This is a genomic window from Psychrobacter sp. LV10R520-6 (genome assembly GCF_900182925.1).
Classification (GTDB): domain Bacteria; phylum Pseudomonadota; class Gammaproteobacteria; order Pseudomonadales; family Moraxellaceae; genus Psychrobacter.
This window is the reverse complement of record NZ_LT900024.1, coordinates 2,390,116-2,404,642: the sequence shown is the minus strand read 5'-3', so window position 1 is coordinate 2,404,642 and position 14,527 is coordinate 2,390,116. Positions and strand designations below refer to the sequence as shown.

General features: G+C 44.1%; 9 protein-coding genes, 2 tRNA genes and 3 rRNA genes. 9 read left to right on the top strand and 5 right to left on the bottom strand.

The window, feature by feature from the left end; genetic code table 11:
* Window positions 1-16: 16 nt before the first annotated feature.
* Window positions 17-247, top strand: a complete 231-nt coding sequence (locus U1P77_RS09965; RefSeq protein ID WP_321154855.1) for a DUF1653 domain-containing protein — start codon at window positions 17-19, stop codon at window positions 245-247.
* A 79-nt stretch (window positions 248-326) separates the two neighbouring features.
* Here the strand turns inward: U1P77_RS09965 and U1P77_RS09960 are convergent, their stop codons facing one another.
* From U1P77_RS09960 to U1P77_RS09950, 3 genes are all read right to left on the bottom strand, one after another.
* Window positions 327-1,163, bottom strand: coding sequence for an alpha/beta fold hydrolase (locus tag U1P77_RS09960; protein WP_321154854.1), 837 nt, complete (start codon window positions 1,161-1,163; stop codon window positions 327-329).
* Between the two features lie 161 nt (window positions 1,164-1,324).
* A complete protein-coding gene (locus tag U1P77_RS09955; RefSeq protein WP_321154853.1) occupies window positions 1,325-2,281 on the bottom strand; it encodes an alpha/beta fold hydrolase in 957 nt (318 codons plus the stop codon).
* A gap of 14 nt (window positions 2,282-2,295) precedes the next feature.
* The gene (locus U1P77_RS09950; protein WP_321154852.1) at window positions 2,296-3,207 is read right to left on the bottom strand and encodes an ABC transporter substrate-binding protein; all 912 of its coding nucleotides are present in this window, start codon (window positions 3,205-3,207) and stop codon (window positions 2,296-2,298) included.
* Window positions 3,208-3,454: 247 nt separating this feature from the next.
* On the opposite strand from U1P77_RS09950, the gene U1P77_RS09945 reads away from it, so the two are divergent.
* Complete coding sequence (locus U1P77_RS09945) at window positions 3,455-4,156, top strand: hypothetical protein (RefSeq protein ID WP_321154851.1); 702 nt, start codon at window positions 3,455-3,457, stop codon at window positions 4,154-4,156.
* 30 nt (window positions 4,157-4,186) lie between these two features.
* Here the strand turns inward: U1P77_RS09945 and U1P77_RS09940 are convergent, their stop codons facing one another.
* Both U1P77_RS09940 and upp read right to left on the bottom strand, forming a co-directional pair.
* Window positions 4,187-4,939: an SDR family NAD(P)-dependent oxidoreductase gene (locus tag U1P77_RS09940; RefSeq protein ID WP_321154850.1), complete on the bottom strand. Its 753-nt coding sequence runs from the start codon at window positions 4,937-4,939 to the stop codon at window positions 4,187-4,189.
* Between the two features lie 103 nt (window positions 4,940-5,042).
* Window positions 5,043-5,684: a uracil phosphoribosyltransferase gene (gene upp, locus U1P77_RS09935; protein ID WP_321154849.1), complete on the bottom strand. Its 642-nt coding sequence runs from the start codon at window positions 5,682-5,684 to the stop codon at window positions 5,043-5,045.
* A 384-nt stretch (window positions 5,685-6,068) separates the two neighbouring features.
* Here upp and U1P77_RS09930 point away from each other — a divergent pair, with 384 nt between their 5' ends.
* The 7 genes from U1P77_RS09930 (at window position 6,069) to U1P77_RS09900 (ending at window position 14,412) form a co-directional block, all read left to right on the top strand.
* Window positions 6,069-6,782: a uracil-DNA glycosylase family protein gene (locus U1P77_RS09930; protein WP_321154848.1), complete on the top strand. Its 714-nt coding sequence runs from the start codon at window positions 6,069-6,071 to the stop codon at window positions 6,780-6,782.
* Between the two features lie 778 nt (window positions 6,783-7,560).
* A 16S ribosomal RNA gene (locus U1P77_RS09925) occupies window positions 7,561-9,099 on the top strand.
* Between the two features lie 158 nt (window positions 9,100-9,257).
* Window positions 9,258-9,334 (top strand) — tRNA-Ile (locus tag U1P77_RS09920).
* A 97-nt stretch (window positions 9,335-9,431) separates the two neighbouring features.
* Window positions 9,432-9,507, top strand: a tRNA-Ala gene (locus tag U1P77_RS09915).
* 346 nt (window positions 9,508-9,853) lie between these two features.
* Window positions 9,854-12,713: ribosomal RNA gene (locus tag U1P77_RS09910) — 23S ribosomal RNA — on the top strand.
* A gap of 169 nt (window positions 12,714-12,882) precedes the next feature.
* Window positions 12,883-12,997 (top strand): 5S ribosomal RNA (rrf, locus tag U1P77_RS09905).
* Together the 16S, 23S and 5S rRNA genes with 2 tRNA genes alongside form the textbook arrangement of a ribosomal RNA operon.
* Window positions 12,998-13,353: 356 nt before the next feature.
* A complete protein-coding gene (locus tag U1P77_RS09900; protein ID WP_321154847.1) occupies window positions 13,354-14,412 on the top strand; it encodes a TRAP transporter substrate-binding protein in 1,059 nt (352 codons plus the stop codon).
* Window positions 14,413-14,527 lie beyond the last annotated feature (115 nt).

Below are 14,527 nucleotides of genomic sequence, written 5' to 3'. Positions count from 1 at the left end.
AGAGTAAGGTTTTACTATGTTAGAAAAAACCATTCCCCAAGGCATTTACCGCCATTACAAAGGCAGTCTGTACCAAGTTTTGCACACGGCACATCATTCTGAAACTGAAGAGTCGTTAGTCGTCTATCGTTGTCTTTACGGTGAATACGGCGTTTGGGTGCGTCCACTAGCGATGTTTGCTGAAAAAGTCACAGTAGACGGCAAGCAAGTACCAAGATTTGAGCTTGTTAAAGCGCTAGCTGACTAATTTTAGAAGCTATCGTATAAAATATTTACCAAAAAAAGCGACCAGTTAAGGTCGCTTTTTTACACGTTTAAAAAGACATTTAATCGTTCAAAAAATCAATCAATACTTGGTTAAACTCTTTTGCATGAGTCACGTTATTACCGTGCGGGCCACCTTCGATGATATGTAGCTGACTGTCTGCAATCATGTCATGCGAGCGCTGACCACTGACTTCAAATGGAACGATCTGATCCGCATCACCATGGATTACTAGCGTAGGCACATCGAGTGCTTTTAGGTCATCACGGAAATCAGTATAAGCAAATGACTTGACGCAATCGTAAGTCGCTTTAGGGGAGGCAAACGTAGCAATCTCACGGTGATACAGGCGCAGAGGTTTACTAACTAATAACTTACCATCTTTCGGGGTAAAAAAGGTCTTAGTGAAGTCATTTAAAAATGCGATGCGATCTCCGCTTACTCCATCTAGGAACTGCTGAACATCTTGCTCTTCCAAACCACCATCAGGATTGTCATCGGCCTTAAATAAATAAGGCGGAACTGCAGAAGCGAGTACCGCTTTACTGACACGGTCTGATCCATACTGACCAAGATAGCGAGCAACTTCACCGCCACCCATCGAGAATCCAACAATCGCTGTATCTTTTAGATCAAGTTCTTCCATGAGTGCCTTTAAGTCTTGCGCCAAAGTATCATAGTCATAACCCTCCCACGGCTTAGAAGATTGACCGAAACCGCGTCTGTCATAAGTGATCACTTGAAAACCAGCTTCGACAAGGGGAGCGATTTGTGGTTCCCATGAACGTCCGCTGAGAGGCCAGCCATGAATCAAGACCACAGGTTTGCCAGTGCCTTGGACTTCGTAATACAAATCGACGGGTTGATCAGCTTGAGTTGCAACTGTAATGTAGGGCATGTTTTTATCCTTTTAAATTATTATATTGTATGGTGACGTTCACTACTGACCAACATTGGCCTATTTTTTAGTATAGAGAGAGGTTAAGTCGATTACTATGACGTGTTGTACCGTCACAGTATTAATCACGTCCTTTTCTATGGTAAAACGTAATGACACCATTAACTTTGCAAAAACTCTTTTAACGCTCGATAAAATCCAACGGGCGCATCAAGCGGTACCGCATGGCCAGAGTTTGGCAATATATGTGTGGTTGCATTCGGTAGGATGTCAGACAGACATTGTTGCCATTTTGGGTCATACAATTGCGAGCGACCACCAATCAGTAAGGTAGTCGGAATATCTACTAATTCCAAGACATTACGATAATCATAGGGCAGCTGAATGTAAGCCGATAGACAGCGCAGTTTATGCTGCCACGTTGCATGCTTATGCAGGGAGATTTTGTGTGGCGCACGATAACTTAAAGCTTTCACTAATAATTGCGAATGTCTACGATTTACAGAGAGTAATGAGAACGAGCGCTCCATTTCTAATAAACCAACTTTTAAACTATAAGGTAGATGACGGAAATCATCAAGATACATATAAGGTTCAGCGTTATTGATTAAGCTCTCGAATTGAGCAAATAATTCTGCTTGACGTGACCCAAACACCCCACCTTGCCAGTCTGCCTGATTATGAATACTAGGTGCTTGGTCAATATTCAGATAGCGACTGACACTGTGCGTACTAAAACGCTGAAAGTAAGCCCACATTACCAGCGCACCCATAGAAATCCCAGCGATAGGAATCTCATTAACACTTGTTTTTTTAGTGATATATTGGATTATTTGCTGAGTATCTAATGCGTACTGCTCAATAAAATTGAAGCTTGGCAACGTCAAATCAGCCGCTAATCCAAACCCACGAAAATGCGGTAAATAAAACGCATACTGATTCACCAAGGGTAGAATAAATGGCAAAAATTGTCGCGTATCCATACCGAACGCATGTAGCAATAGCACAGGCTGACCGCTACCAATCACAGAGACCGGTAGCAGAGCTCCATCCGAAGCAGTGACACTGATGGTTTGTAATTTACAATGCTTGGACTTTTCGGCAATTTTATCAATCATGAGTCAAAAATCCGCTACTGCCACAGTTTGGCATAGTGCGCGTCACTCAACGCCGCGATATCTAGCTTGGTCAGCATGTCACGTAGTGCCGACCAACGATCAGCATCTGGTTTAATAGGCGTTATCAAGCGTTTTAGCGTGTCATTGATAATGTCATCCATCAATTCCGATGGCGTGTCACCGGTATAGCCGTAATAAATATTACGCGCCTGCTCCGGATCATTAATACACAGTTGCCCCATATCAGTAGTAACTTTAACAAACTCCTGCAAAGCCACTGATTTCTCTTGCCAGATGCTATGCGTGGTCATTAGCTCCAGTGCGGAGAAGTTCGGATACGGTGATAAATGCTGATCGATAAAAGTATAGTCAAGACCCGCATGATTGGCCTCAATGCCTTCAAAGTTATAAAAACATAACCACGCCCCATCAAACTCTTTATGTTCTTTGCCTTGCCCATCGCCTTGTTGCAGGTTATGTAAATGCTGGAAATCAGTCTCTACAAAGCTCACATTGTCGCACTCTAAAGTAAAGCCATTTTGCTTGGCATAGCGGCTCAAAATCTCAAAGCCAATTTTGTTGGTAATGGGGTTGGCCGCTGGCGTGGTAATACGTATTGGCTGATTTTGATGCAGCTTGTCCATACTGCTTTGCTTCATTAAAACCCCGCCATCGGTCACAAAAAAACAGCCCAGTGCTTTTAAATCATCAAAATAATGCTCGAATAAATGGATTGGCTCATTGACATGCAAATCAATATTACCTGCTTGTAACTCCGCAAAGCCATCATAATGTTCAGTTGGCTGGATCATCTCAATATCAAGACCCGCCTTATTATAAGCGCCAGTGTGGATTCCGGCTATAAAAGGCAGATGATCAGGATTTAAAAACCACTCTAACGTCAAGGTAAGTGCCGTGTTCGCCATAAAATATCCTTATACAAATAATGAGAGCTTGTTATAGTAAACCCTACTGTAATAAAAACAGCCAAGTTGACCATAGTATAAAAACTACCCTAGTAATCTGATAGTAAATAAAGCTTGTTGTTAGCAATTATAAACATACTATAGAGCAAAAAGGACGTATAAAATATCAAGTAAATAGTAGCATATGGCAAAGGATAACCACGATGATTATGTATTCGATTATCAACATAAAAAAGGGTAACGCGTCATGAGTAAACCAACGCTACCAGAACTTGATAGTAGCCTCTATCCGCAAGTTTGGGAGCAGCAGGTAGTTAACGATCCACAGGCGTTATTAATAGCAATGCTAAAGGGTAGGATTACACCAGATCCACAAGCGTTTACTAAGCAGATTTTGGCAAACGATGTTTATCAAGATTGGATTAACTTTACGGTATTCGGGCGCTATATTCAGCGCAGTTTTGCCGCCTTTTATCAGCAAAGTGAAGACAGTTTTAATATGGATATACCGGCATTGTTTCGCCATGAGCTGATGCGCCATGCGCAGTATTTACCGTTAGACCAGATATTATTCGTGGCCGGCAATATATCTAAGAACGCACGCCGTGAAAAGTTGCTGACGACTACGCTTAATCCGGCTACTGCAGTGATGAGCGCGCGGACAAGTAACCAGAGTGCTAATAAATTAGCGCTAACAGGCTCTCAAGAAGTTATTGTTAACCAGATTCGGGTGAAAGGTAGGCAAGTACTAGGGTTTGCGATACGCCATAATAAACGCACTAGCGAGCGCACCCGTAATGAAGTATTAATTTTAGATTTTAATGATTTACGTTTAGTAGATGAGCAAAGTGTGAGCGATAATAAGGTAAGCAACGAAGAGGTGGGCAATACAGCAAAGCTACAGAAGGTAGAAAGTACCGTATTGCTTCGTTGTTATGAACTGCGCTAATAGAATGCTGTTGAGTTTAGCTATGACAATTTAGCTATCCTGCTTAGCAATCGTCAGTCCGTTATAGGTCTGTGCCACGGGCATCACTTCTAAACGATTGACGTTGATATGAGCTGGAGATTCAATCAGCCATAATAAAATATCGCCAATGTCGTCACCAGTCATACTTTTAAAGCCATCATAAACCTTAGCAGCTTTGTCATTATCACCGTGATAGCGGACGTTTGAGAACTCAGTACCAGCGACATTACCGGGTTCTAGATTGGTCACGCGTACCTGTGTACCAATCAAATCTGCTCGTAAGTTTAAGCTGAATTGCTTAACAAACGCCTTGGTGCCGCCATACACATTGCCACCATAATACGGCCAACTGCCAGCGATAGAGCCGACATTGATAATATAACCGCTATCGCGCGCGACCATTGCTGGCAAGACGGCATGTGTTAACGCCATCACGCCTTTAACATTGGTATCGACCATACGCATCCAGTCGTCAAGATTGGATTTTTGGGCAGGCTCCGCACCGAGTGCCAGTCCTGCATTATTAACCAAGACATCAATTTGTTTAAACCCATCGGGCAGATCAGTAATTATCTGCGGGATAGAAGCGGTGTCGCTGACATCCATCGCCACTGGTAAAAACGATTCACCCAAACTCTCTGCCATAGCATTAAGCTTATCGAGTCGTCTGGCACAACCAATTACCCGATGGCCTTTTGCAATCAAACGCTTAGTAAGCGCTTCACCAAAACCCGCACTTGCCCCTGTAATCAATACGTTCATCATTCATCCCTGTTATTAGTAATAAGTTATTAGTGGCAGTCATCAATGACCCTTGCTAGTGACAAAGCGTTCTTTATCGCCGTTATTGATGGTGTTATGTGTATTAAATCTGTTTGGTACCAAAGATTTTATCACCAGCATCACCAAGACCTGGGATGATATAGCCGTGTTCATCCAGACGGCTATCTAATGCCGCAGTATAGAGCGTCACGTCAGGATGCGCTTCATTGACCAAGCGGACACCTTCGGGTGCTGCGACCAACACTAATGCTTTAATATTTTTACAGCCGTGTTTTTTGAGCATCTCAATAGTAGCAATCATTGAGCCACCAGTTGCTAGCATCGGATCAATGATAATCGCAGGACGTTTGTCCATATGACTGACGAATTTTTCAAAGAACGGCACAGGTTGCAAGGTTTCTTCGTCACGCTGTAAGCCTACAACCGAGATTTTAGCCGTTGGAATTAAGTCGAGCACCCCATCTAACATACCAAGACCGGCACGCAGAATCGGTACAATCGTCGCCGTCTTACCAATGATTTGCTCACCAGTAATATCACCGCACCAGCCTTCCATCGGAAAGGTTTCAATCTCAAAATCGCGACTTGCCTCATAAGCCATTAGGCGGGCAAGCTCTTTAGTTAGCGTACGAAATTTATAAGTACTACAGTCTTTTTCACGCATTAGGCTGAGCTTATGGCGTACTAACGGATGATCAATTACGGTAATTTTTAGGTCACTCATGAGTACTCTCTTAGTTTTGGTCGTATGTTCCCGCAGTATCACTATTAGAGTAGCCACTGCGATAAACAATATAGACACTTATATGGACAATCGGCAAATAGACACACTGCAAAACGGTACTTTGAATTTAGCTATTTTACGGGTTAATTCAACTATACAGCTATCGGTATAACTAACAAATCGTATATTGACTATATAGCCCAGGCTTTTATAGTAATTAGAGATAAGCAATTAGAAATAAGTTTATCCGATCAACAACTATAAATAGCGGTTCATAACAAGTCTTATGACAATCAAGCACAACTATATCAAAGCCATTGCACTTTAAGCAGCGTTTACGCTTGCTATGATACCAAAAAAACACCTTTTCTGATGAAGAATATCATGACTAAACCACTATTGAATACTCACACCGATCCATCAAAACCTGCTAACGACTTTGTATGGTCACAAACTTTAAAAACAGAAACAGCGAATATCGAAACGCATCCCTTTGGCCCGGTCTTACCACCAGATGCGACGGTCATGATGATGGGAACGTTTCCACCGACCGCTGATAAATGGGCAATGAGCTTTCATTATCCTAATTTCTATAATGATATGTGGCGTATTTATGGACGGGTATTCTTTGATGACGCTGACTATTTCAGAGTAGGGGAGGAAAAGCGTTTTGATCCTGAGTGTATCCGCGCCTTCATGTTCGAGCGCGGTATTGCCTCTTGCCCCACAGTAGTACAAGCGATTCGAGAGACGGGTAACGCCTCAGATAAAAATCTAACAGTCGTCACAACGGTTGATTTAGATAGCATTTTGTTGCAAGTGCCAAAAGTCGAAGCGTTATTTACCACAGGCGGCAAGGCAACTGAGGTATTACTTAACCTACTTAATACACCGCCAATTAAGTCCAAGTATCCTAAAACCAACCAAAGCATAGATTATCCGTACCAATGGCAAGACATGGATAAAAGCTCAAGCTCAGGACAGGTCAATGATTTAACACTGTATAGACTGCCATCAACATCGCGTGCCTATCCATTAGGCTTAGATAAAAAAGTCGAAGCCTATAAAGCTTTCTTTAAAAAAGTAGGTAAACTATAAATAGAGTATAAAATGGTGAGTAGCTATATAAAAAAGAAGAGCATTATTATCTAATGGGATAGATTTAGTTAATTATGAGTGATGGATAGCCCCAAGCTATTGATAACTATCATAGTATTAAAGTAGTGATTAATATTGATTGAAAAACCATCAAAACCCCTTGACGCCCAATCAAAACTGCGTATAATGCGCCCCTATCGGAACGAAGCTGCTTTGAATAATATAGATACTATTTATAGAATAAGAAGCTAGTATAGAATAAGAAGCTAGCGAGATTGGCAAACAGAGTTTGAAATTAAGCTTTAAAACCAATTAAAAATAAGTTCTTGACACAGCATAAAAAGCGTCTATAATACGCCCCTCAGCAAAGGAAGCCAGCGACATAAGTGACCTACTTATGACCTGCCCAACTTACTGAAACGAATTAGAACAAAGGGTTGACAGGGTGTCAAACGATGCTATACTAGTCAGCTCGCTAAACGAGATAAGCAAATTGCTTTGATTGATTAGCAAGACAATTATTTACTGGACGACAGTGGATAAACACTATTTAAAAGCATAACTAAAGAACAACTTGTGTGGATTTTTGCTGATTCAGAATGCTAAAAAATAAAGTTGGTTGAGTCTCTTTTCGAGCCGATGCTAACTATAAAAATTATCATTTAAGACAGCAAGAAAACTCAAAGTTAATTCATTACGAACATAATTACGAGCGTATAATTGCCAGATTAAATGAGCCAAGTTTAGTAACCTCTTTAAAGGGTTACATAGCAAGATTAAACTGAAGAGTTTGATCATGGCTCAGATTGAACGCTGGCGGCAGGCTTAACACATGCAAGTCGAGCGGAAACGATGGTAGCTTGCTACCAGGCGTCGAGCGGCGGACGGGTGAGTAACACTTAGGAATCTACCTAGTAGTGGGGGATAGCTCGGGGAAACTCGAATTAATACCGCATACGACCTACGGGAGAAAGAGGGCAGTTTACTGCTCTCGCTATTAGATGAGCCTAAGTCGGATTAGCTAGATGGTGGGGTAAAGGCCTACCATGGCGACGATCTGTAGCTGGTCTGAGAGGATGATCAGCCACACCGGGACTGAGACACGGCCCGGACTCCTACGGGAGGCAGCAGTGGGGAATATTGGACAATGGGCGAAAGCCTGATCCAGCCATGCCGCGTGTGTGAAGAAGGCCTTTTGGTTGTAAAGCACTTTAAGCAGTGAAGAAGACTCTGTGGTTAATACCCACAGACGATGACATTAGCTGCAGAATAAGCACCGGCTAACTCTGTGCCAGCAGCCGCGGTAATACAGAGGGTGCAAGCGTTAATCGGAATTACTGGGCGTAAAGCGAGCGTAGGTGGCTTGATAAGTCAGATGTGAAATCCCCGGGCTTAACCTGGGAACTGCATCTGAAACTGTTAGGCTAGAGTAGGTGAGAGGAAGGTAGAATTCCAGGTGTAGCGGTGAAATGCGTAGAGATCTGGAGGAATACCGATGGCGAAGGCAGCCTTCTGGCATCATACTGACACTGAGGCTCGAAAGCGTGGGTAGCAAACAGGATTAGATACCCTGGTAGTCCACGCCGTAAACGATGTCTACTAGTCGTTGGGTCCCTTGAGGACTTAGTGACGCAGCTAACGCAATAAGTAGACCGCCTGGGGAGTACGGCCGCAAGGCTAAAACTCAAATGAATTGACGGGGGCCCGCACAAGCGGTGGAGCATGTGGTTTAATTCGATGCAACGCGAAGAACCTTACCTGGTCTTGACATATCTAGAATCCTGCAGAGATGCGGGAGTGCCTTCGGGAATTAGAATACAGGTGCTGCATGGCTGTCGTCAGCTCGTGTCGTGAGATGTTGGGTTAAGTCCCGCAACGAGCGCAACCCTTGTCCTTAGTTACCAGCGGGTTAAGCCGGGAACTCTAAGGATACTGCCAGTGACAAACTGGAGGAAGGCGGGGACGACGTCAAGTCATCATGGCCCTTACGACCAGGGCTACACACGTGCTACAATGGTAGGTACAGAGGGCAGCTACACAGCGATGTGATGCGAATCTCAAAAAGCCTATCGTAGTCCAGATTGGAGTCTGCAACTCGACTCCATGAAGTAGGAATCGCTAGTAATCGCGGATCAGAATGCCGCGGTGAATACGTTCCCGGGCCTTGTACACACCGCCCGTCACACCACGGGAGTTGATTGCACCAGAAGTGGATAGCCTAACCTTTGGGATGGCGTTCACCACGGTGTGGTTGGCGACTGGGGTGAAGTCGTAACAAGGTAGCCGTAGGGGAACCTGCGGCTGGATCACCTCCTTATAGACGCATTCGGTCAGCAAGAATTCACAACAAGTTGTTCTTTAGTTTAAGCTATTATTTATTAGCTTTAGCCGTAGTTGGCAGACGACAGGAGATTCCCTTTAAGGAATGTCCTCTTGCGAGCCTAACAGAGCGATGCTCTGTATTAACGGCTCTCAGGGTCTGTAGCTCAGCTGGTTAGAGCACCGTGTTGATAACGCGGGGGTCATAAGTTCAAGTCTTATCAGACCCACCATTTATCCACATAGGTGAAGTAGCCATTAGCAAATTCCCTTTAAGGGATTTACTCTTGCGCTCGGATCGAAGCAGTGCTTCGATTGTATCCTCGCTCAGGGGCCATAGCTCAGCTGGTAGAGCGCCTGCCTTGCACGCAGGAGGTCAACGGTTCGACTCCGTTTGGCTCCACCATAATAAATGATAAATAGCTTGGTGTGCGAATAACATAGAAAAAAGTGATTCAGATATATGAACTATATCATAAGATTACTTCTTTCTGTTTTATACAGAACCTACTACTCGACGAGAGAGTAGGAACTATTTAAAAACATAGATATGAGTCTGGGTTAGGAACAACATGTTCACGTGTTGTTTCTAACCTGATAATCAATGCTCTTAACGACATCAGTTGTTATCCCAGGGGATTGATTATCAAATAAAAAAGAGAACTGAATCAAGCGTATAAACATAGGTGATATCGTTATCATAATTAGACTGATACAACACTAGATAGTTGAAAGACTACTTGGGGTTGTATGGTCAAGTAATGAAGCGCACACGGTGGATGCCTTGGCAGTCAGAGGCGATGAAAGACGTGACAGCCTGCGATAAGCTTCGGGGAGGCGGCAATATCCTGTGATCCGGAGATTTCTGAATGGGGAAACCCACCTACCATAAGGTAGGTATCTTGTACTTGTACAAGAAGCGAACGAGGGGAAGTGAAACATCTCAGTACCCTTAGGAATAGACATCAAATGAGATTCCCCAAGTAGCGGCGAGCGAACGGGGAGAAGCCGATTAATTCTAGAATAGAAGAACAGCGTGGGAAAGCTGACCGTAGTAGGTGATAGTCCTGTATTTTAAATTCTAGAGTTAACATATTAAGTAGAGCGGGACACGAGAAATCCTGTTTGAAGATGGGGGGACCATCCTCCAAGGCTAAATACTCCTGACTGACCGATAGTGAACCAGTACCGTGAGGGAAAGGCGAAAAGAACCCCTGTGAGGGGAGTGAAATAGAACCTGAAACCGTGTGCGTACAAGCAGTGGGAGCCTTAATTTATTAGGGTGACCGCGTACCTTTTGTATAATGGGTCAGCGACTTATGTTCTGTAGCGAGGTTAACCATTTAGGGGAGCCGTAGGGAAACCGAGTCTTAATAGGGCGACTAGTTGCAGGGCATAGACCCGAAACCGAGTGATCTATCCATGAGCAGGTTGAAAGTGCCGTAACAGGCACCGGAGGACCGAACCCACTATCGTTGAAAAGCTAGGGGATGACTTGTGGATAGGGGTGAAAGGCTAATCAAACTCGGTGATAGCTGGTTCTCCCCGAAAGCTATTTAGGTAGCGCCTCGGACGAACACCATTGGGGGTAGAGCACTGTTTCGGCTAGGGGGTCATACCGACTTACCAAACCGATGCAAACTCCGAATACCGATGAGTGATATCCGGGAGACACACAGTGGGTGCTAACGTCCATTGTGGAGAGGGAAACAACCCAGACCGCCAGCTAAGGCCCCAAATTCCTAGTTAAGTGGGAAACGAGGTGGGAAGGCATAGACAGCTAGGAGGTTGGCTTAGAAGCAGCCATCCTTTAAAGAAAGCGTAATAGCTCACTAGTCGAGTCGGCCCGCGCGGAAGATGTAACGGGGCTCAAACTAGGAGCCGAAGCTGCGGATTTGAATTTGTTTTCAAGTGGTAGGGGAGCGTTGTGTAAGCCTGTGAAGGTGTGTCGTAAGGCATGCTGGAGGTATCACAAGAGCGAATGCTGACGTGAGTAACGATAATGCGAGTGAAAAGCTCGCACGCCGGAAGATCAAGGGTTCCAGTCCAACGTTAATCGGGGCTGGGTGAGTCGACCCCTAAGGCGAGGCCGAAAGGCGTAGTCGATGGGAAATCAGTTAATATTCTGATACTTGTTTATAATGCGATGGAGGGACGGAGAAGGTTATGCCAGCCTGGCGATGGTTGTCCAGGTGGAAAGATGTAGGTTTACAGTTTAGGCAAATCCGGACTGTTCTATACCGAGATCTGATAGCAAGCTGTACTTGTACAGTGAAGTGGCAAATACCATGCTTCCAGGAAAAGCTTCTAAGCAATAGTTATAAACGAATCGTACCCTAAACCGACACAGGTGATCAGGTAGAGAATACCAAGGCGCTTGAGAGAACTCTGCTGAAGGAACTAGGCAAAATGGTACCGTAACTTCGGGAGAAGGTACGCTGCTGATGGTGAAGGACTTGCTCCGTAAGCTATCGGCAGTCGCAGATACCAGGCTGCTGCAACTGTTTATTAAAAACACAGCACTCTGCAAACACGAAAGTGGACGTATAGGGTGTGATGCCTGCCCGGTGCTGGAAGGTTAATTGATGGGGTTAGCGTAAGCGAAGCTCTTGATCGAAGCCCCAGTAAACGGCGGCCGTAACTATAACGGTCCTAAGGTAGCGAAATTCCTTGTCGGGTAAGTTCCGACCTGCACGAATGGCATAATGACGGCAGCGCTGTCTCCAGCAGAGACTCAGTGAAATCGAAATCGCAGTGAAGATGCTGTGTACCCGCGGCTAGACGGAAAGACCCCGTGAACCTTTACTACAGCTTTACATTGAACTTTGACCTGACTTGTGCAGGATAGGTGGGAGGCTTTGAAGCAGACACGCTAGTGTTTGTGGAGCCAATCTTGAAATACCACCCTGGTCATGTCGGGGTTCTAACTCAGGTATAACAATACCGAGGACAATGTATGGTGGGTAGTTTGACTGGGGCGGTCTCCTCCTAAAGAGTAACGGAGGAGTACGAAGGTGCGCTCAGAACGGTCGGAAATCGTTCATAGAGTATAAAGGCAAAAGCGCGCTTAACTGCGAGACCCACAAGTCGAGCAGGTACGAAAGTAGGTCTTAGTGATCCGGTGGTTCTGTATGGAAGGGCCATCGCTCAACGGATAAAAGGTACTCTGGGGATAACAGGCTGATACCGCCCAAGAGTTCATATCGACGGCGGTGTTTGGCACCTCGATGTCGGCTCATCTCATCCTAGGGCTGAAGCAGGTCCTAAGGGTATGGCTGTTCGCCATTTAAAGAGGTACGCGAGCTGGGTTTAGAACGTCGTGAGACAGTTCGGTCCCTATCTACCGTGGGCGTTGGAAATTTGAGAGGATCTGCTCCTAGTACGAGAGGACCAGAGTGGACGAACCTCTGGTGTTCGGGTTGTCACGCCAGTGGCATTGCCCGGTAGCTACGTTCGGATGGGATAACCGCTGAAAGCATCTAAGCGGGAAGCCCACCTCAAGATAAGATTTCCCTAAAGAGCCGTTGAAGACTACGACGTTGATAGGCAGGGTGTGGAAGCACAGCGATGTGTGTAGCTAACCTGTACTAATTGCTCGTTTGGCTTGACCATACAACACCCAAGTGGTTTGTATGAAAGCTCTAATTAATCTATCTTGTATAGCTTCATGCTATAGAATATAAATATATTTCGATATCACCTTTAACCTTGATTCAGTTAGGTTAAGTGATACTTAGTCAAAATAAGTAAAACTAAAACAGACTCATATCTAACCCCCTTTGCTGACGACAATAGCATGATGGAACCACCTGATCCCTTCCCGAACTCAGAAGTGAAACATCATCGCGCCAATGGTAGTGTGGGTTCGCCCATGTGAGAGTAGGTCATCGTCAGCTCTCTATACTAGATAAAGCCCCCTTCGCGTTAGCGAAGGGGGCTTTTCTTTGCCTGATGGAAATATTTTTAATGTCATGAATAACTTAATATTAAGGTAATGTGCCTCTCATACTTACCCATAAAATGATTTGACACTTATCATTATAGCTGCTATTTTCAATCAGCACCTTTAATTCTAATCAGCACCTTTAATTCTAAATAGTTGTTTAAATTTAAATTAATAATAGTTGTTGTTGAATACCATACAGAGTCATTTATTAATTAACGCTAAATGAGATTTAGAAATATATCATTTATTTAGTAGATTAATAAATAGACTCTTATTTTTTTTAATAATTATCAAAAGGAATTGGTAATGAAACTTGCTCCTCTTTTCTCAATAGGTGCGATAGCAGCACTCAGCCTTATGGGATGTTCTAATTCATCTGATACTGGCGGTGATTCTGCGGCTGCCTCCTCTCAAGAAACCACTACGTTGCGTTTCTCGCATTTTTGGCCAGCCACCTCTTCTATCAACCAAGAAGTCTTTGAACCTTGGGCCAAAAAGATAGCAGAAGAATCCAATGGACGCTTAAAAGTAGAGCTATATCCTTCAGCGACCCTTAGTAAGGCAGATGTCACCTATGAAGCTGCTGCTAAAGGTACAATAGATATTGGCTCTCAAGCTCATGGCTATACCAGTGGCCGCTTTCCTTTGACCCAAATTGCAGAGCTTCCAGGGCTATCTAGCTCTTCGACCCAGACGGGCTGTATGCTACAAACCTTGTATGAAGATGGCACTATTGCTGGTGAGTATCAAGATTCACATATTTTGTTTATGTACGCTACTGGCCCAGGAGCACTTCACTCTACCAACAAGCTGATTCGAACGCCTGAAGATATGAAAGGTATGCGTATTCGTAGGCCTTCTGCGGTTGCTGGTGACATTATTGAGAGTATGGGTGCTTCTCCTGTAGGATTACCTGCTAATGATATGTACACGTCTCTACAGCGCGGTGTTGTTGATGGTTTAAGTTTCCCATGGGAAGCGGTTACAACCTTTAAGATTGATGAATTAACGAAATATCATACGAATATTCCATTCTATAGCTCTGCTTTGATGGTCACTATGAATCAAGACAGCTATGACAGATTACCTGATGATTTGAAAAAAGTGATAGATGATAACTCAGGTATGGCGCTTGCGAAAAAAGTTGGGGAAGTATTTGATAAGCATGATGATATTGCTCTGCAAGCTGCTATAGATAAAGGAGATGAGGTTATTGAAATTCCAGATCCTCTTAACGATCCAGACTGGAAAGGTCCACTCGAAAAGGGAACACAAAAATATCTTAGTGATGTTAAAGCTTTAGGACTAGATGCTGATGGTGTTTATGAAAAGGCTAAAGCGGCTAGTATCGCCTGTAAGGTTTAACCAATCAAAGGTATGATATGGCAGTTATTGCCAAGGTTTGTACCTTTATTATCTAAAATGATTTGACACCTATCGTTATAGCTGCTAATTTTAGGCAGCATCTTTAATTCTAAAT

Bases quoted from the DNA above. Each gene is read 5' to 3' on its own strand.
- U1P77_RS09965 (WP_321154855.1), top strand. From the start codon at position 17: ATGTTAGAAAAAACCATTCCCCAAGGCATTTACCGCCATTACAAAGGC.
- U1P77_RS09960 (WP_321154854.1), bottom strand. From the start codon at position 1,163: ATGCCCTACATTACAGTTGCAACTCAAGCTGATCAACCCGTCGATTTG.
- U1P77_RS09955 (WP_321154853.1), bottom strand. From the start codon at position 2,281: ATGATTGATAAAATTGCCGAAAAGTCCAAGCATTGTAAATTACAAACC.
- U1P77_RS09950 (WP_321154852.1), bottom strand. From the start codon at position 3,207: ATGGCGAACACGGCACTTACCTTGACGTTAGAGTGGTTTTTAAATCCT.
- U1P77_RS09945 (WP_321154851.1), top strand. From the start codon at position 3,455: ATGAGTAAACCAACGCTACCAGAACTTGATAGTAGCCTCTATCCGCAA.
- U1P77_RS09940 (WP_321154850.1), bottom strand. From the start codon at position 4,939: ATGAACGTATTGATTACAGGGGCAAGTGCGGGTTTTGGTGAAGCGCTT.
- upp (WP_321154849.1), bottom strand. From the start codon at position 5,684: ATGAGTGACCTAAAAATTACCGTAATTGATCATCCGTTAGTACGCCAT.
- U1P77_RS09930 (WP_321154848.1), top strand. From the start codon at position 6,069: ATGACTAAACCACTATTGAATACTCACACCGATCCATCAAAACCTGCT.
- U1P77_RS09900 (WP_321154847.1), top strand. From the start codon at position 13,354: ATGAAACTTGCTCCTCTTTTCTCAATAGGTGCGATAGCAGCACTCAGC.